Genomic DNA, 19,486 nt, shown 5'->3' on the forward strand with positions numbered 1-19,486 from the left:
CTTAGCCCGCGCCGGCCGTCGCCTGGATGCCGGCCACGATGCTGGCGGCGCCAAACAGGATGAAGCAGCCCAGGATGACCGTCGCGCCATAGCGCCAATTGATCCGACCGGTGAGCATCAGCAGCCCAACCGCTGCGACCGCGATCACCGCAACGACTGTCGCGACGGTGCCCAGCAACGTCCCCTGCAGCCAGCGCACCGCGCCGACGATCGCGCCCGACCCCTGCGGATCGGCCAGCTCCTGCGCGGTGGCGATACCGGACCAGAAGAATGCGGTTGCAGCCGCGAAGACCCCTGCGGCCCGATGACTCAGTTTAGCGATCACGCGTCCAACGCCTCACAGATAAGCCGACACCCGCGCACCGCGCGGGCATCGGAAGAATCAGGCCGCGACCACGGCAACCTTGCCGCTGCTGTGCGACAGGCGCTTGAGCCGGGGCAGGTCGCGCGTCAGCGCCGCAACCATCGCCTGCTTATCGCCGGCCTTGCCATAGGTGGCGGCAAGATCGGGTGCGATTGCGATCCAGCCCGACGCTGCATAGCGCCGCGCGGTTGCTTCGGCCGCCGCATCCAGCTTGCCGGTCTCCGACACCACGACGACGACATCAAGGCCGGTCTTGCCCCTCGGGGCCGCCATGAAGCCATCGATCACGCGGTGCGAATCGATCGCGTATTTTCCCTTGTAGGTCCGCATGCGGCTGCCCGCGAAGGCGGCTGCGGGGTTGATCGCACCCGCAGCAACGACACCTGCTGCCGACACGGCGCCGGCGCGGCCAAGAAAGGATCGGCGGCTCACCTGGCCCGATTCGATGGTCTTCATATTTGACATCCCCCTCACGATCAGACGTGACTAATGCAGCGTAACCACTTGCGCGACGGGAAACAACGATAGATCGCAGCAATTTGGAAACGCCATCGGCGGCGATGATTGCGGGGGTGCAGGGTGACCGGTGATTCGACGATTGAGGAGAATGCGCAGCGTTTCCGCGATGCCGTGCTCGCCAGCCCCGAACTTCAGGCGCGACTCGGTGTATTTGTGGACCCGGCGGCGTTCGGGGCAGAGGCGCGCGCGATCGCGGCGGAACTGGGCCTGAACGCCGACACGTTATCGTTCGACCCGCCGGCACCCGACCCGCTCGGAATATCCCGATACATGGGCGCTCCGGTCACGCTCGATCACTGGCCGTCAATCGGCTGGTTACCGGTGCGTGCGGTTCCGGGGCACGATGGGCCGGCGTTCGATTGGGCCTGGTTCGGCGACCGGACCCTGCGGGAGCCTTTGTACGAAGATTCGGTCCGGCGGATGGGGACGCGACCGCTCAGCCGTTTGTATCGCACGCGCACCGATCTCGCCGCGTTGATCGCGGGGGCGGCGCAGGAAGATACGCTGGAACCCGACGGCTTTGTCTTCCACATGTCCCGCTGCGGCTCGACCCTGGTGGCGCAAATGCTCGCGGCGGTCCCCCATCATATCGTCGCATCCGAGGCTGCTCCGATCGATGAGATGCTGCAATGGGCACTGTCCTCCGGTGCGTCGTTCGATCATCAGGTTGCGGCGCTGCGGGCGATCGTGGCGGCGCTTGGCCGCAATCGTTCGGGCGCGGCGCGGCGCTATTTCCTCAAGCTCGATGCATGGCATATCTTCGCGCTGCCGCTGTTCCGTGCAGCGTTTCCAGAAACGCCCTGGATCTTTCTCTATCGACAGCCCGAGGAAGTGGTTGTGTCCCATGTCGGGATGCCCGGCATGCATTTCGTGACCGGAATGCTCTCCGCAACCGAGGTGGTCGCCGATGATGCGATTGTGTCGATGGAAGACCGAGGTGCAGCGGTGCTGGCGCGTTATCTCGACGCGGCGGTCCAGCATTTCCCGAGCGGTCGCGGGATGCTGGTCAATTATGCGAACCTGCGAGCGGCGATGGAACTGGCGATTCCGACACATTTCGGCTTCGCGCCGGATGCGGATGAGGCGGCAGCGATGCTGGCTGCGACCACGCGCCATTCAAAGGCGCCCGATCAGGCATATAGCGACGACACCGCGCGCAAGCGGGCGGCGGTGACGCCGGAAATCGCGGCCGCGGTAGAAACACATCTGCGCGATTCCTATGCCCGCATAGAGGCGCTGCGGCATGCGGAATCGGCAACGACCTGAATGGTTTCGATCGTGTTGACTTGATTGGGTTCGCCGCTAAGGTTTCGCACTGCAATTGCTTGCGTGTAGCTGCAGGCTGTTACCGTTAAGACTGATATGTAAGTTATTGAACACGGGCCGGATCACGGGGATCGGCCTAATCCTTGGGGGGATACATATGGCGACGCCGTTCATTGGCCAGCTTCTGACCGTCGGGTTCAACTGGGCACCGCGCAACTACGCGACCTGCTCGGGCCAGATTCTGTCGATCGCACAGAATACCGCGCTGTTTTCGCTGCTTGGCACGACCTATGGCGGCAATGGCCAGACCACGTTCGCGCTCCCCGACCTGCGCGGTCGCGTGGCGATCGGGCAGGGGCAGGGTGGTGGACTGTCGAACCGCACCCTCGGCGAAATGGCGGGCACCGAGAACACGACCCTGCTGAGCACTCAGATGCCGCAGCATGTCCACTCACTGTCCGGTGTCACCGGCACGCTGAACGCGGTCGACGTCAAGGCGACCGAGCAGTCGCCGCAGGCCGGCGCCTATCTGGCGCGCGGCGTCGATAGCGCGCCGATGCCGGACTCGATCCCCGAAATCTATCTGCCCGCCGCGCAGGGGGACCCCGCGACGAAGGTGCCACTGGCTGGTGTCAACGTCGCCGGAAATACCGCGATTGCCGGCGGTAGCCAGCCCTTCTCGACGATGCAGCCTTATCTGGTGCTCAACCCGTGCATCGCGCTCCAGGGTATCTATCCGTCGCGTAACTGACAGGCACAGCGTCGGCGCGCCTCAAAGCGTGCGGCGCGGATGGACCGGGATGGTCCGCTGGTTTTTTGGGGGTAATTATGACGCAGCCGTTCATTGGCGAAATCATGACCGTTCCGTACAATTTCGCGCCGCGGAACTGGGCGTATTGTGCAGGACAGACGGTAGCGATTTCACAGAATACCGCTCTTTTCGCGCTGATCGGCACGACCTATGGTGGCAACGGCCAGACCACCTTCGCGCTCCCCGACCTCCGCGGTCGTGCGGCGGTTGGACAGGGCCAGGGCCCCGGGCTGAGCAATTACTTTATCGGTGAAATGTCGGGGACGGAGACGACGACGCTGCTGAGCACTCAGATGCCGCAGCACGTCCACTCGCTATCCGGTGTCACCGGCACGCTGAACGCGGTCGACGTCAAGGCGACCGAACAATCGCCGCAGGCCGGTGCCTATTTGGCCCGCCCGGTCGATACCGCTCCTTCGCCGGACATGCTGCCGAAAATCTACCTGCCTGCGGCGCAGGGCAACCCTGCAACCAAGGTGCCGCTGGCCGGGGTCAATATCGCCGGGAACACCGCAATCGCCGGCGGCAGCCAGCCCTTTTCGACGATCCAGCCCTATTTGACGCTGGCTCCGATTATCGCGCTCTTCGGGATTTTCCCGTCGCGTAACTGATGCGCGTCCCGCCGGGCATCATCCCGGCGGGCCTCAGTTAAAGACCGCCTGATAGTAATGACCGGCGACCGCGTCGGGCGGCGGCATCGTCTGTTCGATATAGACGAGGTCGGGACCGAATCCGCCGCTGCGCATTGCATAGATGCCGGTGCCGAGCTGGATCATCGGGTCCGAATGGAACATCAAGATGAAGGGTGGTCGCATCGACGGACGGTGATTGACCAACGGCGTCGCCGAGACGAGGGTGATGTCGACATTGCGCGGTTCGCAGTCCAGCCGGAACAGCTTGCCGACATGCGGCTGGAATTCCTCGATTACCATCGGGCGGGGGATCAGTTCGGTCGTCATGCCGCGCACCCTATAAGGAAATTCGCCGCAATCAACCGGCACGTTGTGCTCTGTGGAGGATGATCATTGAACCCGTCCCACGCTCAATTGGCACACGCATTCGATCGCGCCTTTGCCGAGCGCGCCGAAGGGTTTGAAGGGCGCGCGCGTGGGCGTGATGACGGGCCGTTCCTGCTGGATTGTGCGGTCGCCTGCTCGACGATGAACGGCCTGCTGCCCGAACCCATGCTGGTCCAGCAGGCGGAGTTGCAGCGTGCCGGGCATGACAACGGCTTTCCCGACGCGCTGCACTGGATCGTGCTGCGTGGCGGCGCGCCGATCGGGCATGCCCGGATGGCGTGGAACAGCGCCGACACCCATCTTGTGGACATCGCGGTGCTCCCCGAACATCGCGGTATCGGTGCGGCGCGTGCGTTGCTGGGTGCGTGGCTCGCCGTAGCCGACTCGCACGGGCTGACCGCGACGCTACAGGTGTTCCACGATAATCCGGCGCGGCAGATCTATGCACGTCTGGGCTTTGTCGAAACGGCGCCAGATCCCTATGCCGCCTTTGTCGATATGCACCGCCCTCCGGCTCAGCGCTGAAGCGCCGCCGCCACGCGCGCGGGAACGAAGCAGGACAGCGGCACATGTGTCGCAAAGCAATGCGCACCACCTGTCGGCACGACATCGCCGCAGCTAGTCCAGGCGTGTGCGCGCAACTCGCCCGCAGGCCGTTCGCGCTCGATTCCGAGAATGACCGCGCACGGAACGCGCCACAGGACGCACAGCGCCTTCGCCGCCATCGCCTGGGGCAGGCAGTTGGACCGAAACGGCGCATAGGATGCCGCGATCGACACCGTCCTGCCGATCAACCGCGCCCGCGCAGATTGCTCAGGCGAAGCGGCGGGGCGATGTGCCGTCGCACCGAGATTGACGCCCAGCCACGGCGCAATGCGCCGGAACGGCAGCAGCGTGATCAGCGCGGATGACAGGCCGATCAGCAGCCATGCGGGCGCCAGCCACAGCAGTACAAAGGGCGGTTGCCGCCCCGCCACCGCCAATTTGCGCGCGATCATCCCGGTGCGCGACACGTAACCGCCTCCATCCACTGTATTTCTGCCACTATATTTCGGCTTGTGACGCCGGGGCTTCCGGGGCATGCACTAGCACCGCCCATGGCGCAGTCCAATGGGTGCGGCGGGGGGCGCATGACCGATCACATGACGATCGACCATGAAGTGGGCAAGCGGATCACCGCGGCCGACGAATGTGCGCTGGTGCAAGCTGCCTATGCGCGCAATCCCGCATCGACGCTGCTGCGCGACCGGCTGGCCGTGCTGTTCAACCGCAATGACCGCTTTGCTGAGGCGATTGCGCTCTATGCCGGGGTCGATCCGTACACCCTGGGCTTTGCCGAAGTACTGGTGCTGGTGCATGCGCATATGGCGCTTGAACAGCCGACGGACACCGCGCGCGCGGCTGACCTCGCCACGGTGGCGTTCGAGGTCGCCGACGAAGACTTTCAGCGCGCCGCCGCGCTGGCCGCCCGGGGCAAGGCTCAGCGACGGATGGGCGCGATCGACGCCGCCGAACACAGCCTGAGACAGGCGCTGATCCACGATCCGCACAACAAGGATGCGTGCAAACGCCTCGCCAGCCTGCATTTCGACGCGGGCGCGCCGCAACGCGTGCTCGACGACATGGCGCAACTCGACGCGCAGGGCGTGGGCCATTCGCGCCTGTTCGCGGCCCAGACGCTGGCGCTGGCGCAGCTCGGCCAGATCGATGCCGCGCGCGCGCAGGATGGGTGGGACCGGTTCGCCCATCGCGGCACGCTCGCCACGCCCGCCGGGTTCGACACGCTCGATGCGTTCAATGCCGCGCTTGCCGCTGAATTGCTGACCCATCCGGGGCTGCGCTACGAGAGCTATGGCACGGCGTCGGAGCAAACCTGGCGGATCGATGCGCCCGCGACCGGGGCGGCGCCACGCGTTCGTCAGCTGCTCGATGCGCTGGCCGGGACGATCGACGCGCATCTCGCGGGGCTGGCGGCGGACGGGCACCCGTGGCTGCGCGCACGGCCCGGAACGGGGGTGCTGCACAGCTGGTGCGTCATCACCGAAAGCACTGGGTTTGAGACCTGGCATGTCCACCAGTTCGGGTGGCTGAGCGGCGTCTATTACGTCCAGATCCCCGACGGGATCGCGACGGGCACCGACGCCGCCGGCTGCATCGCCTTCGGTATTCCCGAGGATATGGTTGGGGATGACGCAGCGCGAGCGTTCGGTAGCACGGTTGTACGCCCGAAGGCGGGCACGGTGATGCTGTTCCCATCGCATTGCTACCACCGCACCTTCCCGCACGGGGCGGCCCAGCGGCGCATCTGCGTCGCGTTCGACATCTGGCCCGGCTGACCGGTCGGTGCAGCGGCTGATCGGCTACGGGCTGCGGCTGGACGCGCAGCTCGCGGTTCCCGGCGCTGTCCCCGACGATCGCGACGGCCCGGCTGACCTGTCGATCCTGCGCGATCCACCCCAATCGACCGGCGAAGCCCCCGTCTATGCACGGACCGATGCGGGCCTGTGCTTCGTTTGCCCCGGTGTCGCCAGCTACCGCATCGCGGCGCAGTCGATCCACGTTGCGCCCGATCCGGATGCGCGGCCCGATATGATCACCGGCATGCTGGTCGCCACCGCGCTGCCCGCCTGGCTGTGGCTGCGGGGCCGGTTCGTGCTGCATGCCGGCGCGGTCCGGCTGTCCGGCGGTGGCGCGATTGCCATTGCCGGCGCATCGGGCAGCGGCAAATCCACGATCCTTGCACAGCTGGCGGCGGCGGGGGCGGCAGTGATCGGCGACGATACGATTGCCTTTTCGCGCGACACCGGGGCGCTGGCGAGCGGCCTTGGCGGCGGCTGGTTTTCTGCGCGCGATGACGGAGGCGCGCGCCCGTTCGTCGCGGTGGACATGCGCCAGAGTTGCTCCGGCGCCGCGCTCGCCGCGATCCTGCTGCTCGATCAGCGGTGTGAGGGGGAGGGCGGCCTGATGCGGATCGATCCCGTCGCGGCGGTGGCGGCCCTGCTCACCCACCGGCACCGCCCGCGCGTGCCCGCGCTGCTCGGTCGCACGGTCGAGGTTTTGCACGATGCCACTCTACTCGCGGGGACAATCCCGCTCTATAGCTGGCGGCGACGGGCGGGCGTGGCGACGCTGACACCCGCAGAATGGGCGATGCTTGAACGGATCGGGATGGGGAAAGAGATCGAATGACCGACGCAAAATGGACGCGGAACGAAGACTGGGTGGGCTCGGCGATCGAGGACAGCTTCGTCATGGTGAACATCGGCAGCGGCAGCTACGTGTCGCTGAACGAAACTGCCCGGGCGATCTGGGACGCACTCGATACGCCGCGCACCGCCGCAGAGATTGCCGCAAGCCTCGGCACGCAGTTCGATGTCGCCCCCGACGCCTGCGCCGCTGCCGTCACCCGCACGCTGGCGGAGATGGAGGTCCAGCAACTCGCCCATGTCGCATGAGCCACGCCATGCGGCCCATGCCTATGGACTGAACTGGACGAGCGCATTTCCACTTGAGCAATTCGCCGTCGGCCCGCGCGATGGGGCCGCGACGGTCGATGTGCGACAGGTCACGGCGTTGCCGCCGCGCACTCCGCTGGTGCCGGTGCGGGCGGGGGCAGTCTATGCCGATGGCACGCGCTTCCCCTGGTATCGGCAGGCGACGTTCGACATGCACGACGGGAAGCGGATCGACGTCCTGCCCGGCGCGGGCTGGACCGGGGGGCTGCCGCATGCCTTTTACGGCACGGTCGTCGCGCATCTGCTCGCCTGGCGCGGGTTGATCCCGATGCATGGTTGCGCCGTGGCAATCGACGGGCGCGCCGCGCTGATCGTCGGCGATGCCGGCGCGGGCAAGTCCAGCCTTACCGCCGGCCTGATCGCAGCAGGTGCGGCGCTGGTGAGCGATGATCTGTCGGCGCTGGCCGTCGATCCGGCCGGGGGCGGCGCAACGGTCCTGCCCGGCCGCACCACGATCCGGCTCGATCCGATGGTGGCGGATTGGATCGACGGCACGCGGCTGGCGCTACCAGCCCGCGATACGCGCGGCAAAGCGGTGGTGCGGCCCGCCGCCCGCAGCGGCCCCGAGGCGCTGCCGCTGGCGGGGGTGATCGTGCTCGGTCTCGGTCCCGGCACGACCGCGCCGCTGACTCGCGCCGCGCTGCTCACCAGCCATTTGTTCCGACCGGCATGGATGGCGGCGCTCCCCAACAGTGCCGTCCGAACACGCGCGCTGCTCGCGCTGGCAGCGGATTTGCCGGTCAGCGGCTTTCCGGCAGTGGCTGGCGGCGGCGGGGCGGCCCATGCCGACCGCGCCCGCGCCGCGCTCGCGCTGATCCGCGCTTTATGACATGTCGCGCCACCAGGCGATGAACGCGCCCGCCAGTGCGGTCAGCTGAACCCGCACCGCTTCGCCATGGTGCGCCGTCGCGCCGCGCGCTGCACAGGCGAGCCCATGGTCAAGCGCGTCGAGGTCGATCCATTCGTCCGCCCCCGCGCGGCGATACAGCGCGATTCGTCCGCGCGCGTCTTCGGCGTCGCTCTGCAGCCGGGCGGCATAGTCCGGGGCAAACCCCGGCCCCTTGCCGCGCAGCCGGATCGCGTCGGGCAGCTTGCCCGTGAGCAGGTGGCGGCCCGGCGTCCGTGCGCCGGTCTTCGGGTAGAGCAGCGCTGCCGGGAAGCTGGCGAACAGCGCGATCAAGCGCGGGTCGCGGAACGGCATGGCGACGCGTACCCGGCCAAGGTCGAGCGATGCCGGCGCCCGCGCGGCCTTGGCAAAGCCGGGTCGGACGCCCCATCGTTCATCCTTGGACGGAAGACGGGGCAGCGTCGGAGGACTGCGGAGTGCGTCCGCCAGCGGCCCCGGCGGGGCGGTCAGCCAATGCGGCGCGAGATCGACGTGAAACGAATCGGCGGCATCGGGCGTCCGTTCAGGCTTCCAGCGCGTCCGCAGTGCCTCGCGCAGCATGCCGATGGGCGATGCGGGCGCATGGAGCGGCAGCGAGTTGGTCAGCGTAAGCTCACCGAACTGGCCATCGAACAACTGCGATGCGCCAGCGGCGCGCGTCTCCTGAGCGAAACGATGATAGAGATAGTGGCGCACGTCGAGGCTGGGGCCATTCGCGTCGCGAAACAGGGTCGGGTCCGGATGATAGGGGCCGGGTGCCGCAGCGGCGCGCACGGGGCGATGCGGCGCGCCGAGATGCGCGGCGACGATCGCGGCTTCGGCCAGCTCGTCAATCTGGCGCGATCCGGTCGCTGCAGCGGATGTGAGGAAATGCAAGGCTTCGTCCGGGCCGAGCGCCTGTGCCGCCGCCCACGCCACCAGCGACGAATCGAGCCCACCGCTGAGCATGCACGCATAGCTGCCGCCGATCATCCGCTGGCGCACAATGCGCAGCAGCAACGCCTCGGCCTCCGCCATCGCCGTGTCAAGATCGCCGCACCAGTCGCTGGCAGCCGGTAGCGCGGCGGGCGGGGCGGCGTGCACCCCGCTCTGGTCGACTGTGACGCAGCCGCCCGGTGTCAGGGCAGTGATCCCGATGACCGGGGTGCGGCCATCCCCAGGCTCCCGCAAACTTGCCCGACCCAGCGCCATCAACAGCCCGGCCGGGTCGAATGCGTCACCGATCCATGCGATGCGGCTGAGCTGGCGCAGGTCGGCGCCGATCGCGATCCGCGCACCGCGCACGGCATAGAATAGCGGATCGCGCTGGCACAGCGACGACACCAGCGTCAGCTGCGCCCCGTTCCAGCGGGCCAGCGTCCATTCACCGTCCAGGCGGGTGCGGGCCTCTGCTCCGTAGCGGTCGAGCGCGGCCGCGGCGAGCGCGACGTCGCTGCTGTCGGACGCCAGGCCAAGCGCGCGGGCAACGTCCTCCCGTGCATCCAGCCTGCCCAGGAACAGGGTCAGCGTGCCGCGCGCGTCCAACACCTGCGCCGCGCCCGGATCGGCCAGATCGCACACCGCAGCAACATGGTCGGCGCCGTGCGCTGCGTCAGGCAGGCCGAGTAACCGGGCCGCAGCGCGGTCCGGCGGCGCGCCATCGCAATTGAACAGGCCGAACAGGCCGGTACGGTCCATCGGTCAGTGGTCCCGGCGGCGCTTGACTGCGCCGGGCCGCACCCTACCACCGGCGGCATGGACGCTCCAATCGGCCGCGAACGCGCGATCCGCGCGGCGCTGGCGCACCAGGCTTATGCGACGGACCGGGTGCGGCTGCGCGCGACCGACCTGCGCGGGTTCGAATGTCTGGTCGCGAGCCGACAAGGGCTGTTCGCGGCCCATCGTCACGGCGCGCAGCTGGTGGCGCATGGCTTTTTCTTCGGCCTGCACCGCCATGGCGACACGGTGTTCCTGTTCGAGGCATGCGATGTGCCCAGCACCGCGACTGCGCGCGGGCGCATCGTGGCGCTGACTTTGGTGGACGAGCATATTGTCGGTGCGCACGTCATCGCACGTGGCCTCGACAATGAATGCCATCAGCTTGCCGTCATCGATGATCTGATCTGCCTGGTCGATACCGCCAATCAGGTGATCCGCCGCTTCGCGCTCGATGGCACGCCGTTCGATGTCCGCGCACCGCTGGCACCCGTGCGCCGTGGCGCGGGAGGAGCCGATTATCACCACATCAATTCGATCGCGCGGGTGCGCGGAGACGTGGTGCTGATGCTGCACAATGGGGCGGACGATGCGCAGCGACCGAGCGCGCTCGCCTGGCTCGACCCCGATTGGGCCGTGCGCCGGATCGCGCCGCTGGCCGGCTATGGCTGTCATGATATTATCGAGGACGCCGCTGGGGTGCTCTGGCATTGCGGGTCGCGCGATGGCGAGTTGCTGCGCAGTGATGGTCCGCCGATCCGGGTGAGCGCGCGCATGACGCGGGGCCTTGCGCTGGGACGCGACGGGTTGATTGTCGGCACATCGGTGCTCGGGCCGCGTGCACAGCGCACCGAATTGTCCGGCAGCGTCATCTTTCTCGATCGCGAACACCGCCCCATCAGCGAAATCGCGCTGGCCGGTGCACCCACCGACATCATCGCAATCGACGGATAGCAAAAAGGCCTCCGGGCAGGCGACAGATGCGCCGCCCGAAGGCCTTTTGTTCAAAGTTGCGCGATCAGGAAAGCGTGCAGTCGACGAAGCGGCCGCCATCAGCGCCACGGCCGGGGAAACCGGCGGTCTCGTCAATGGCAAGCGCCGAAATTTCAGGCTCAACCCAGGTCCGCAGTTCCGTGACCCGCTGTTCGATGTCGTTACGATCCGTCATGATGTCCCCTCTTCAGATCTGAACCATCCGGATCAGCCAAGGCCGTGTGCTCACATCCCTCGAACCATGCCCCGTAAGGCTCTGCGCCTACTACCTAACCACGCTTACTATCGATGACAAGTTACCAAATAATAGCGGATCAATACGGTACAGAAATGAACCTTATGCCGCGGCCCGGAGCGCAAGGCGTTCCCAGATCTCCACCAGAGCCGCAGTAAGCTCCGCCATCATCGCTTCGTCATGTGCCGGACCGGGGGTGAAGCGCAGCCGTTCGGTCCCGCGCGGAACGGTCGGATAATTGATCGGCTGAACATAGACGCCATATTCGGCGAGCAGGATGTCGCTGATCTTCTTGGCGCGGACGGGATCGCCGACCATCAGCGGCACGATGTGCGTGGTGGTGTTCATTACCGGCAGCCCGGCATCGGCGAACATCGACTTGAGCTTCGCTGCTGCTGCCTGCTGCCCGTCGCGCTCTTCGCTCGATTGCTTGAGGTGGCGCACCGACGCCAGCGCGCCTGCGACCAGCACCGGCGACAGCGACGTGGTGAAGATGAACCCCGGCGCATAGCTGCGGATCACGTCGATGATCGTGCGATCGGCTGCAATATAGCCGCCCATCACCCCGAACGCCTTGCCCAGCGTCCCTTCGACGATGGTCAGGCGCGACGCGGCATCGTCGCGCTCCGAAATGCCGCCGCCGCGCGCGCCATACATGCCGACGGCATGCACTTCGTCGAGATAGGTCAGCGCATTATATTTGTCGGCAAGGTCGCAGATCGCATGGATCGGGGCGACGTCGCCGTCCATCGAATAGACGCTTTCAAACGCGATCAGCTTGGGCACCGAGGGATCGTCGGCGGCCAGCAATTCCTCGAGATGCTCAAGGTCATTGTGCCGCCACACCCGCTTCTCGCACCCGGAATTGCGAATGCCCGCGATCATCGATGCGTGGTTGAGTTCGTCGGAATAGATGATGCAGCCGGGCAGCACCTTGGCCAGCGTCGATAGCGTCGCCTCGTTCGAGACATAGCCGCTGGTGAACAGCAGCGCCGCTTCCTTGCCGTGCAGATCGGCCAGCTCGGCCTCAAGATGGACGTGATAATGCGTGTTGCCGCCGATATTGCGCGTGCCGCCCGACCCGGCACCGACATCGTGCAGCGCCTCTTCCATCGCCGCGATCACCTTGGGATGTTGGCCCATGGCGAGGTAATCGTTCGAGCACCAGACGGTGATCGGCTTCGGCCCATTATGCCCGGCGAAGCAGCGCGCATTGGGGAACATGCCCTTGTTGCGCAAAATGTCGATGAAGACGCGATACCGGCCTTCGGCGTGGAGCCGGTCGATCGCCTGATTGAACACGCGCGAATAATCTACCGCGCGCGGAGTTGCCTCGCTGGTCATTTTGTCCCGTTAGCGAGTTTTGGGTCGCGACGCCACTAGGGCAAATTGCCTATGATATCGATCACGGTGATCGGACGGTCGTTGCGCCTCCGCTTGCCCCAGATCAGGACGCGCCAGGCGAAATCTGCTATGGTGCGGGCACCGCGGATCGCGACTCCGGGCATGTCCGCGGCTGAGAGACCCTAGCGCTCCCGCTTTGAAAAATTGGGAGATTTACGATGTCGCAGAGCGATCTCGACTATTTCACGCGTCGCGAACAGGCCGAGCGCGACCGCGCAGAGAAGGCCAACGACTCGGGTGCGCGCCACGCGCATCTTGCGATGGCCAAAGGCTATGCCAGGCGCGTCAAGCTGATGACCGAAACACCGGCGATCCCGCTGCGCTGATCCTGCGCCCGTGCTTCACAGCGTCTCGATCAGGTCGAGACCATAGCGTGCCAGTGCCGGCACCAAGGCGGGGTTGGGCGCAGCGGTGAACACTGCGATGCCGGGCGCCGGGCGGCTCGGCCAATCCTGCCCCACCGTCAGATGCGCAATCCGCCGCGCGATGCCCGGCCCCCCATCGACGAAGCGCACGGGGTGCGGGGCGGCGGCGGCAAGTTCCTCTGCCACCAGCGGAAAATGGGTGCAGGCGTTGACGATCACATCGATCCGGTCGCCCCCAGCCTGCCCGAGCAGCCCGTCCAGCACGGCGCGATACTGCGCCAGATCGGTTGGCGCACCGCGCAACTTCGCCTCGGCAAGCTCGACCAGTTCGGCGCTGCCATGGCGCAGCACCGCGCAATCGGCGGCAAAGCGTGCGGTCAGATCGTCGACATAGGGCTGGCGCACCGTAGCCTGGGTGCCGAGCACGCCGATCACCCGCGTCTGCGACACTTCGGCAGCGGGTTTGATCGCGGGTACGGTGCCGACGATCGGCACGTCGAGCGCCGCGCGGACATGGGCGAGTGCGATGGTCGATGCGGTGTTGCACGCGATCACGATCAGCCGCGGCTTGTAGCGCTCGGCCAGCCGTCCCAGCAGCGCGGGGACGCGCGCCGCAATCTCGCTTTCGCTGCGCGTACCATAGGGGAATCCGGCGCTGTCCGCCGCATAGACCAGAGGCGCAGCGGGCAGCAGCGCGCGCGTAGGCGCCAGCACCGACAGTCCGCCCACGCCCGAATCGAAGAAGAGAAGAGGCCGGCTATCGGCCATGGCTGAAATCCGCTGATCGAGATTGTTGCGCCCGACTAGCGAAGACCCTAGCCTTTGTCCAAGCAAGGGGGATCATGGAACCGCAACTCGCCACCATTGCGCCGGTGCTCGCCATCGCGCTTGGCTATCTGCTCGGCGCGATCCCGTTCGGAGTCATTCTGACCCGCCTCGCCGGGGCGGGTGACCTGCGCCAGATCGGATCGGGCAATATCGGCGCGACCAATGTCCTGCGCACCGGGCGCAAGGGGCTGGCGGCGGCGACGTTGCTGCTCGACCTGCTCAAGGGCGCGGCGGCGGTGTGGCTTGCGCAGGCGCTGTGGCCCGGCCTCGGCATGCTGGCGGCGGCGGGCGCGTTTATCGGCCATTGCTACCCGGTCTGGCTCAAGTTCAAGGGCGGCAAGGGCGTCGCGACGTTGATGGGGATCGTGCTCGCATTGCATTGGCCGTCTGGATTGGTCTTCGCGGTCGTATGGCTGGGCCTGCTCGCAACGCTGCGCATCTCCTCCGTCGCCGGAATGGCAGCCGCAATCAGCGCACCGGTGAGCGCGGCAGTGATGAACCGGTTCAACCTCGTGCTATTGCTCGTCGTGCTTGCGCTGATCGTGCTGTGGAAGCATCGCGAGAATATCGAGCGGCTGATGGCGGGCACCGAGCCGCGCATCGGGCGCAAGCATGGCTGAGGAGGCTGCGCGCCTCGCCCGACTTCGCCTGATCCGGTCGCCGCGCATCGGCCCGGTCACCTATCGCCAGCTGATCGCGCGCTTCGGCGATGCGCAGGCGGCGCTCGATGCACTCCCGGCGCTCGCGCTGCGCGGGGGTGGCCAGGCAGCGACGCTGGCCGATCCCGCGAGCGTCCGGCGGGAACTGGCGGTGGTCGAGCGACTCGGCGCGCGGCACGTGTTTCTGGACGATCCCGATTATCCCGCGTTGCTGGCCGAGCTGGAAAATGCGCCGCCTGCCCTGATCGTGCGCGGCGACATCGGGCTGCTCGCGCGGCCTTGTGTGGCGATGGTCGGCGCGCGCAATGCGTCGGCAGCGGCGTGCCGCTTCGCGCGCCAGCTGGCGCAGGGGCTGGGGGATGCGGGAGCGACCGTCGTCTCCGGTCTCGCGCGCGGGATCGACACTGCTGCGCATCACGGATCGCTCGCCAGTGGGACGGTCGGTGTGATCGCCAGCGGCATCGACATCACCTTCCCGCCCGAAAATGCCGAACTGCAGGAACGCGTCGCGCAGCAGGGCTTGCTGATCGCCGAACAGCCGCCGGGCGCCGAGCCGCTCGCGCGCCATTTCCCGTCGCGCAACCGCATCATCGCCGGCCTTGCCCAGGGAACGGTGGTGGTCGAAGCCGCGCCACGCTCCGGCTCCCTGATCACCGCACGCATCGCGGCAGAGGCCGGGCGCGAGGTGATGGCGGTCCCCGGCTCGCCGCTCGACCCGCGCGCGCAGGGCTGCAACCAGCTGATTCGTGAGGGTGCGACGCTGGTGCAAGGCGTGGACGATATCCTCGAAATGATCCGCCCGATCGACGCACGCGCCGTGCGCTCGCCGGTGTCGGGCTTCGGTGTCGAACCGGGGGCGGAGCCCGACGCGGCCGAGCGCAATCGGGTGGAGGGGCTGCTCGGCCCGGTGCCGGTTCCGGTCGATGAACTGATCCGCCAGTCCGCTCTCCCCGGCGCAGCGGTGCAACTGGTGCTGCTCGAACTCGAACTCGCCGGTCGGCTCGAACGCCATGCCGGCGGTCGGGTGAGCCTTCTGTGAGCATCGGCGATCCGGATCGGTTGGAGGTGTCCCAGGTCCTGCGCGAAGCCTCGGCGCTGGTCGGGGCGCATCCGCTCGCCTTCATCCTCGCGACCGCCATTTATACCGGGTTCGGTGTCTGGATCGACGATCAGGACCCATCATGGACCGCGCAGCTCACGATGCTGATCGCCCCGGTAATCCTGCAGGGGCTGCTGCAATATCTCCTGCTTCGCAACGCCTTTGGCGATGTGGCGGGCGGCTGGGCCGGTCGTGCGCTCGCCCCGGTGATCGTCGTCACGCTCCAGCTTGGGCTGTGGACGGTGATCGGGCTGGGCTACATGCTGCTTCTGTTGCCGGGCTTGTATCTTGCGGCCCGTATGTCTGCGGCGCTCGGCATTGCATCGGTGGAACGCGCCGGTCTGTTGGCCAGCATCGCCGGAAGCTGGCGCCGCACGCGCGCGTCGGTGTGGCCGCTGGTGATGGTCCATGCTATCCTGCTGTTCCCGGTCGTCGCGCTGTTGGTCGGGCTATTCGCTGCGGCCTTTATGGGCCAAGGCGTCGCTTATGAATCGATCGAGTTCAGGGTGATTACCAACCTTGCATTCGGCGTCGTGACGATGGCGGGATGGGCGGTGGTCGGCGCGGTGTACCGGCTGACGATCCCGTCGCACGGGACTCATGAGGATGTGTTCGGCTGACGGTGCCGCTCAGCCCGCAACCATCCGCGCATTCGCCTCCCGCAGCGTGATCGTCCCGCACGACAACGCCAGCGGGTAGAGGATTTCATTCTCGATCCGCACCCGCGCCGACAGCGCGGACAGGACGCGCTTGCTCGCCTCGATGAACAGCTCGCGGTCGCTCTCGATCTCGTCGGCGGTCCATTCGTCGACATAGGCACGCCATTCGGCGGCCAGCTGGTCGAAATCGCCCATTGCGATTTCCGCTGCCTCGCGCTGCGCCATGTCACCCCTGGCGAGCAGGTGCGGATAGACTTCGAGGTCCTCGGTCGCCAGATGCGCGACCAGATCGGTGTCCAGCGCGACGATCATCGTGCGCAGCATCGTCGGCGATTCGGTCGCGACGGCACGCAACAGGGCGTTGCTCCGCGCGCTGATCTGCGCATGCTCGTCAATCAGACGCTCGATCGAAACCATTCCACCCTCCTTCGCCGACTCGTATAGACGATGCTGGTTAAGAGGGGGTGGCGTTCCGCTTGACGCCGGCTATTCAGCCTCCCCATCCTCGCGCACACACGTAAGGACCGCCAGATTTCATGCAGCTCGTCATCGTCGAATCGCCCGCCAAGGCGAAAACCATCGAGAAATATCTGGGCAAGGACTATCGCGTCCTCGCCTCCTATGGTCACATCCGCGACCTGCCGCCCAAGGACGGATCGGTTCAGCCCGATGACGGATTTGCGATGGAGTGGGAAACCTATCCCGACAAGGCCAAGCAGCTGAAGGCGATCACCGATGAGGCCAAGAAGGCCGACCGCCTGATCCTCGCCACCGACCCTGATCGCGAGGGGGAAGCGATCAGCTGGCACGTGCAGGAAGTGCTCGCGAAGAAGAAGGCGCTGCCCAAGGAGGTCGAGCGCGTCACCTTCAACGCGATCACCAAGGCCGCGGTGACGCAGGCGATGGCCGCGCCGCGCCAGCTCGATACTGACCTGATCGACGCCTATCGCGCGCGCCGGGCGCTCGACTATCTGGTCGGCTTCACTTTGTCGCCGGTGCTGTGGCGCAAGCTGCCCGGCGCCAAATCGGCGGGCCGCGTCCAGTCGGTCGCGCTGCGCCTGATCGTTGAGCGCGAGCGCGAGATCGAGCTGTTCAAGGCTCAGGAATATTGGTCGGTCGTGGCGCATCTCGAACATGACGGCACCGCGTTCGACGCGCGGCTGGTGCGGTTCGAGGGCAAGAAGCTCGACCGGCTGTCGATCGGCACCGAGGGCGTCGCGATGCGCGCCAAGGCCGCGGTCGAGCAGGGCCGGTTCACCGTCGCGAGCGTCGAGACCAAGCCGGCGATGCGTAACCCGCCGCCGCCCTTCACCACCTCGACCCTGCAGCAGGAGGCCGCGCGCAAGCTCGGCTTTTCCGCCAGCCACACGATGCGGATCGCGCAGGCGCTCTACGAAGATGGCGCGATTACCTATATGCGGACCGACGGCGTGCAGATGGACGGCAGCGCCATCGACGCCGCGCGCAAGGCGATCCATGACCGCTATTCGGGCAGCTACGTCCCCGACAAGCCACGCCAATATCAGACCAAGGCCAAGAATGCGCAGGAAGCGCATGAGGCGATCCGACCGACCGATTTCAGCAAGGATCGCGCCGGATCGGGCGACCATGCCAAGCTCTACGAGCTGATCTGGAAGCGTGCACTGGCGAGCCAGATGGCGTCGGCGCGGATGGAGCGGACGACCGTGGAGCTGGAAGAACCGACCGGCCAGGACGCGCTGCGCGCCACCGGCCAGGTGGTGCTCTTCCCCGGCTATCTCGCGCTCTACGAAGAAGGCCGCGACGATGAGGGCGACGAGGATTCGCGCCGCCTCCCGGTGATCCGTCAGGGCGATACCCCCGCCAAGAAGGGCGTCGACGCCGAACAGCATTTCACCCAGCCGCCGCCGCGCTTCTCCGAAGCGTCTTTGGTCAAGCGGCTCGAGGAACTCGGCATCGGCCGCCCCTCGACCTATGCCTCGATCATTCAGGTGCTCAAGGACCGCGCCTATGTGCGGGTCGAAAAGAACCGCTTCTTCGCCGAGGAAACCGGGCGGCTGCTGGTGGCGTTCCTCGAACGCTTCTTCGAAAAATACGTCAATTACGACTTCACCGCAGGGCTTGAGGAAGAGCTGGACGATGTGTCCGGCGGCCGCGCCGGGTGGCAGGCGGTGCTCGACGCCTTCTGGCGCGATTTCCAGCCGCGCACGGCAGAAGTCATGGAGCGCAAGCCGAGCGAGGTGACCGAGGCGCTCGACCAGTTCCTCGAACCCTATCTCTTCCCCGACAAGGGTGACGGCACCGATCCGCGGCTCTGCCCGTCCTGCGGCACTGGCCGACTGGCGCTGCGGGGCGGCAAGTTCGGCGCGTTCGTTGCCTGCTCCAACTATCCCGACTGCAAATTCACCCGCCGCTTCGGCCAGCCGGGTGGTGCAGACGGCGGGGACAGCGGCCCTGAGGTGATCGGGCAGGATCCGGAGACGGGTGAGGACATCTCGCGCCGCTCGGGCCGGTTCGGGCCGTATATCCAGCGCGGCGAGGGCAAGGAGGCGGCGCGTGCGTCGATCCCCAAGGATATTCCTGAGCTGGATCTGGACTGGGCAGTCAAGCTGCTCAACCTGCCGCGCACGATCGGCAACCATCCGGAAACGGGCAATCCGATCACGGCGTCAATTGGCCGCTATGGCCCCTATCTGGCGCATGACGGCAAATATGCGCGACTGGCTTCGACCGCAGAGGTGTTCGAGACCGGCATGAACGCTGCCGTGGTCAAGCTCGCCGAAGCGGCGGCGGGTGGCGGGCGTCCGCAGCGCGGCTCGCGTGAGCCGCTTAAGATGCTGGGCGCGCACCCGGTGTCGGGCGCGGAGATCAAGCTGATGGAGGGGCGCTACGGCGCGTATCTGACCGACGGCACAACCAATGCGACCCTGCCAAAGACGGTCGATCAGGCGGCGCTGACGCTAGACGAAGCGGTGCAGCTGATCGACGCCAAGGCCGCCGCTGGCCCAGCCAAGAAAAAGGGCGGACGCAAGGCTCCGGCGAAGAAGGCTCCGGCAAAGAAGGCCGCGCCGAAGAAGAAGGCGGCGGCGAAAAAGGAGTAACTCTCGTCATCCCGGCCTTGAGCCGGGATCCCGCTGCCTGAACCCGCCTGAGAAGAAGCGGGGTCCCGGGTCAACCCCGGGATGACGGG

General features: G+C 66.8%; 23 protein-coding genes. 14 read left to right on the top strand and 9 right to left on the bottom strand.

From position 1 onward, the window contains the following. Nucleotide 1: 1 nt before the first annotated feature. Both KYX69_RS00820 and KYX69_RS00825 read right to left on the bottom strand, forming a co-directional pair. Nucleotides 2-313, bottom strand: coding sequence for a TrbC/VirB2 family protein (locus KYX69_RS00820; RefSeq protein WP_300492852.1), 312 nt, complete (start codon nt 311-313; stop codon nt 2-4). Between the two features lie 69 nt (nt 314-382). Further along, a complete protein-coding gene (locus KYX69_RS00825) occupies nt 383-820 on the bottom strand; it encodes a dienelactone hydrolase family protein (protein ID WP_300492634.1) in 438 nt (145 codons plus the stop codon). A gap of 123 nt (nt 821-943) precedes the next feature. Between KYX69_RS00825 and KYX69_RS00830 the strand changes: the two genes are divergently transcribed. The 3 genes from KYX69_RS00830 to KYX69_RS00840 all read left to right on the top strand — a co-directional run bounded on the left by KYX69_RS00830 (nt 944) and on the right by KYX69_RS00840 (nt 3,571). Then, nucleotides 944-2,149, top strand: a complete 1,206-nt coding sequence (locus KYX69_RS00830) for a sulfotransferase (protein ID WP_300492635.1) — start codon at nt 944-946, stop codon at nt 2,147-2,149. Nucleotides 2,150-2,306: 157 nt separating this feature from the next. Continuing rightward, nucleotides 2,307-2,900, top strand: a complete 594-nt coding sequence (locus KYX69_RS00835; protein ID WP_300492636.1) for a phage tail protein — start codon at nt 2,307-2,309, stop codon at nt 2,898-2,900. 77 nt (nt 2,901-2,977) lie between these two features. Beyond that, nucleotides 2,978-3,571, top strand: coding sequence for a phage tail protein (locus KYX69_RS00840; RefSeq protein ID WP_300492637.1), 594 nt, complete (start codon nt 2,978-2,980; stop codon nt 3,569-3,571). Between the two features lie 33 nt (nt 3,572-3,604). Here KYX69_RS00840 and KYX69_RS00845 read toward each other — a convergent pair whose 3' ends face one another. Further along, nucleotides 3,605-3,919: a hypothetical protein gene (locus KYX69_RS00845; RefSeq protein ID WP_300492638.1), complete on the bottom strand. Its 315-nt coding sequence runs from the start codon at nt 3,917-3,919 to the stop codon at nt 3,605-3,607. A gap of 87 nt (nt 3,920-4,006) precedes the next feature. Here KYX69_RS00845 and KYX69_RS00850 point away from each other — a divergent pair, with 87 nt between their 5' ends. Next, nucleotides 4,007-4,504 carry a GNAT family N-acetyltransferase gene (locus KYX69_RS00850; protein WP_300492639.1) on the top strand — a complete coding sequence of 166 codons (498 nt, stop codon included), beginning with the start codon at nt 4,007-4,009 and terminating at the stop codon, nt 4,502-4,504. Here the strand turns inward: KYX69_RS00850 and KYX69_RS00855 are convergent. Next, nucleotides 4,495-4,992, bottom strand: coding sequence for a lasso peptide biosynthesis B2 protein (locus KYX69_RS00855; RefSeq protein WP_300492640.1), 498 nt, complete (start codon nt 4,990-4,992; stop codon nt 4,495-4,497). The two genes, KYX69_RS00850 and KYX69_RS00855, sit on opposite strands and share 10 nt — an antisense overlap. 117 nt (nt 4,993-5,109) lie before the next feature. Here KYX69_RS00855 and KYX69_RS00860 point away from each other — a divergent pair, with 117 nt between their 5' ends. From KYX69_RS00860 to KYX69_RS00875, 4 genes are read left to right on the top strand one after another with little or no spacing between them, the layout of a single operon-like run. Beyond that, a complete protein-coding gene (locus tag KYX69_RS00860; RefSeq protein ID WP_300492641.1) occupies nt 5,110-6,315 on the top strand; it encodes a putative 2OG-Fe(II) oxygenase in 1,206 nt (401 codons plus the stop codon). Nucleotides 6,316-6,322: 7 nt separating this feature from the next. Then, nucleotides 6,323-7,168, top strand: a complete 846-nt coding sequence (locus tag KYX69_RS00865) for a hypothetical protein (RefSeq protein WP_300492642.1) — start codon at nt 6,323-6,325, stop codon at nt 7,166-7,168. Further along, nucleotides 7,165-7,434: a PqqD family protein gene (locus KYX69_RS00870; RefSeq protein ID WP_300492643.1), complete on the top strand. Its 270-nt coding sequence runs from the start codon at nt 7,165-7,167 to the stop codon at nt 7,432-7,434. Before KYX69_RS00865 ends, KYX69_RS00870 begins: the two co-directional genes overlap by 4 nt. Further along, nucleotides 7,424-8,323 carry a hypothetical protein gene (locus tag KYX69_RS00875; protein WP_300492644.1) on the top strand — a complete coding sequence of 300 codons (900 nt, stop codon included), beginning with the start codon at nt 7,424-7,426 and terminating at the stop codon, nt 8,321-8,323. The genes KYX69_RS00870 and KYX69_RS00875 overlap by 11 nt, the downstream gene beginning before the upstream one ends. Here the strand turns inward: KYX69_RS00875 and KYX69_RS00880 are convergent. Further along, nucleotides 8,318-10,057 (bottom strand): asparagine synthetase B family protein, encoded by a 1,740-nt coding sequence (locus KYX69_RS00880; protein WP_300492645.1) that lies wholly within the window; start codon nt 10,055-10,057, stop codon nt 8,318-8,320. The two genes, KYX69_RS00875 and KYX69_RS00880, sit on opposite strands and share 6 nt — an antisense overlap. A 57-nt stretch (nt 10,058-10,114) precedes the next feature. On the opposite strand from KYX69_RS00880, the gene KYX69_RS00885 reads away from it, so the two are divergent. Then, nucleotides 10,115-11,029, top strand: a complete 915-nt coding sequence (locus KYX69_RS00885; RefSeq protein WP_300492646.1) for a hypothetical protein — start codon at nt 10,115-10,117, stop codon at nt 11,027-11,029. 64 nt (nt 11,030-11,093) lie between these two features. On the opposite strand, the gene KYX69_RS00890 is transcribed toward KYX69_RS00885, so the two are convergent. Then, nucleotides 11,094-11,243, bottom strand: coding sequence for a hypothetical protein (locus tag KYX69_RS00890; RefSeq protein WP_300492647.1), 150 nt, complete (start codon nt 11,241-11,243; stop codon nt 11,094-11,096). A 162-nt stretch (nt 11,244-11,405) separates the two neighbouring features. Next, on the bottom strand, nt 11,406-12,647 hold the full coding sequence (gene hemA, locus KYX69_RS00895; RefSeq protein WP_300492648.1) for a 5-aminolevulinate synthase: 1,242 nt from the start codon (nt 12,645-12,647) through the stop codon (nt 11,406-11,408). 218 nt (nt 12,648-12,865) lie between these two features. On the opposite strand from hemA, the gene KYX69_RS00900 reads away from it, so the two are divergent. Then, the gene (locus KYX69_RS00900) at nt 12,866-13,033 is read left to right on the top strand and encodes a hypothetical protein (RefSeq protein ID WP_300492649.1); all 168 of its coding nucleotides are present in this window, start codon (nt 12,866-12,868) and stop codon (nt 13,031-13,033) included. A gap of 15 nt (nt 13,034-13,048) precedes the next feature. Here KYX69_RS00900 and murI read toward each other — a convergent pair whose 3' ends face one another. After that, entirely contained in the window at nt 13,049-13,840 is a 792-nt protein-coding gene (gene murI / locus KYX69_RS00905; RefSeq protein WP_300492650.1) for a glutamate racemase, read from the bottom strand. Nucleotides 13,841-13,914: 74 nt separating this feature from the next. Between murI and plsY the strand changes: the two genes are divergently transcribed. Genes plsY through KYX69_RS00920 form a run of 3 tightly spaced genes read left to right on the top strand, consistent with a single transcriptional unit; the run spans nt 13,915 to nt 16,278 of the window. Then, nucleotides 13,915-14,520, top strand: coding sequence for a glycerol-3-phosphate 1-O-acyltransferase PlsY (gene plsY, locus KYX69_RS00910; protein WP_300492651.1), 606 nt, complete (start codon nt 13,915-13,917; stop codon nt 14,518-14,520). Continuing rightward, nucleotides 14,513-15,598 carry a DNA-processing protein DprA gene (dprA, locus tag KYX69_RS00915; protein ID WP_300492652.1) on the top strand — a complete coding sequence of 362 codons (1,086 nt, stop codon included), beginning with the start codon at nt 14,513-14,515 and terminating at the stop codon, nt 15,596-15,598. Before plsY ends, dprA begins: the two co-directional genes overlap by 8 nt. Further along, entirely contained in the window at nt 15,595-16,278 is a 684-nt protein-coding gene (locus KYX69_RS00920; protein WP_300492653.1) for a hypothetical protein, read from the top strand. Before dprA ends, KYX69_RS00920 begins: the two co-directional genes overlap by 4 nt. Nucleotides 16,279-16,287: 9 nt before the next feature. On the opposite strand, the gene KYX69_RS00925 is transcribed toward KYX69_RS00920, so the two are convergent. After that, a complete protein-coding gene (locus KYX69_RS00925; RefSeq protein ID WP_300492654.1) occupies nt 16,288-16,734 on the bottom strand; it encodes a hemerythrin domain-containing protein in 447 nt (148 codons plus the stop codon). Nucleotides 16,735-16,853: 119 nt separating this feature from the next. On the opposite strand from KYX69_RS00925, the gene topA reads away from it, so the two are divergent. Beyond that, complete coding sequence (gene topA, locus KYX69_RS00930; RefSeq protein ID WP_300492655.1) at nt 16,854-19,397, top strand: type I DNA topoisomerase; 2,544 nt, start codon at nt 16,854-16,856, stop codon at nt 19,395-19,397. Nucleotides 19,398-19,486 lie beyond the last annotated feature (89 nt).

It is taken from the genome of Sphingomonas sp. (assembly GCF_030145815.1).
GTDB lineage: Bacteria > Pseudomonadota > Alphaproteobacteria > Sphingomonadales > Sphingomonadaceae > Sphingomonas.

Excerpts from the sequence above, each read along its gene's own strand:
- KYX69_RS00925 (WP_300492654.1), bottom strand. The coding sequence starts at position 16,734 with ATGGTTTCGATCGAGCGTCTGATTGACGAGCATGCGCAGATCAGCGCG.
- KYX69_RS00835 (WP_300492636.1), top strand. The coding sequence starts at position 2,307 with ATGGCGACGCCGTTCATTGGCCAGCTTCTGACCGTCGGGTTCAACTGG.
- topA (WP_300492655.1), top strand. The coding sequence starts at position 16,854 with ATGCAGCTCGTCATCGTCGAATCGCCCGCCAAGGCGAAAACCATCGAG.
- KYX69_RS00840 (WP_300492637.1), top strand. The coding sequence starts at position 2,978 with ATGACGCAGCCGTTCATTGGCGAAATCATGACCGTTCCGTACAATTTC.
- KYX69_RS00845 (WP_300492638.1), bottom strand. The coding sequence starts at position 3,919 with ATGACGACCGAACTGATCCCCCGCCCGATGGTAATCGAGGAATTCCAG.
- KYX69_RS00860 (WP_300492641.1), top strand. The coding sequence starts at position 5,110 with ATGACCGATCACATGACGATCGACCATGAAGTGGGCAAGCGGATCACC.
- KYX69_RS00885 (WP_300492646.1), top strand. The coding sequence starts at position 10,115 with ATGGACGCTCCAATCGGCCGCGAACGCGCGATCCGCGCGGCGCTGGCG.
- murI (WP_300492650.1), bottom strand. The coding sequence starts at position 13,840 with ATGGCCGATAGCCGGCCTCTTCTCTTCTTCGATTCGGGCGTGGGCGGA.
- KYX69_RS00870 (WP_300492643.1), top strand. The coding sequence starts at position 7,165 with ATGACCGACGCAAAATGGACGCGGAACGAAGACTGGGTGGGCTCGGCG.
- KYX69_RS00875 (WP_300492644.1), top strand. The coding sequence starts at position 7,424 with ATGTCGCATGAGCCACGCCATGCGGCCCATGCCTATGGACTGAACTGG.
- KYX69_RS00900 (WP_300492649.1), top strand. The coding sequence starts at position 12,866 with ATGTCGCAGAGCGATCTCGACTATTTCACGCGTCGCGAACAGGCCGAG.
- hemA (WP_300492648.1), bottom strand. The coding sequence starts at position 12,647 with ATGACCAGCGAGGCAACTCCGCGCGCGGTAGATTATTCGCGCGTGTTC.
- dprA (WP_300492652.1), top strand. The coding sequence starts at position 14,513 with ATGGCTGAGGAGGCTGCGCGCCTCGCCCGACTTCGCCTGATCCGGTCG.
- KYX69_RS00825 (WP_300492634.1), bottom strand. The coding sequence starts at position 820 with ATGAAGACCATCGAATCGGGCCAGGTGAGCCGCCGATCCTTTCTTGGC.
- KYX69_RS00890 (WP_300492647.1), bottom strand. The coding sequence starts at position 11,243 with ATGACGGATCGTAACGACATCGAACAGCGGGTCACGGAACTGCGGACC.
- KYX69_RS00880 (WP_300492645.1), bottom strand. The coding sequence starts at position 10,057 with ATGGACCGTACCGGCCTGTTCGGCCTGTTCAATTGCGATGGCGCGCCG.
- plsY (WP_300492651.1), top strand. The coding sequence starts at position 13,915 with ATGGAACCGCAACTCGCCACCATTGCGCCGGTGCTCGCCATCGCGCTT.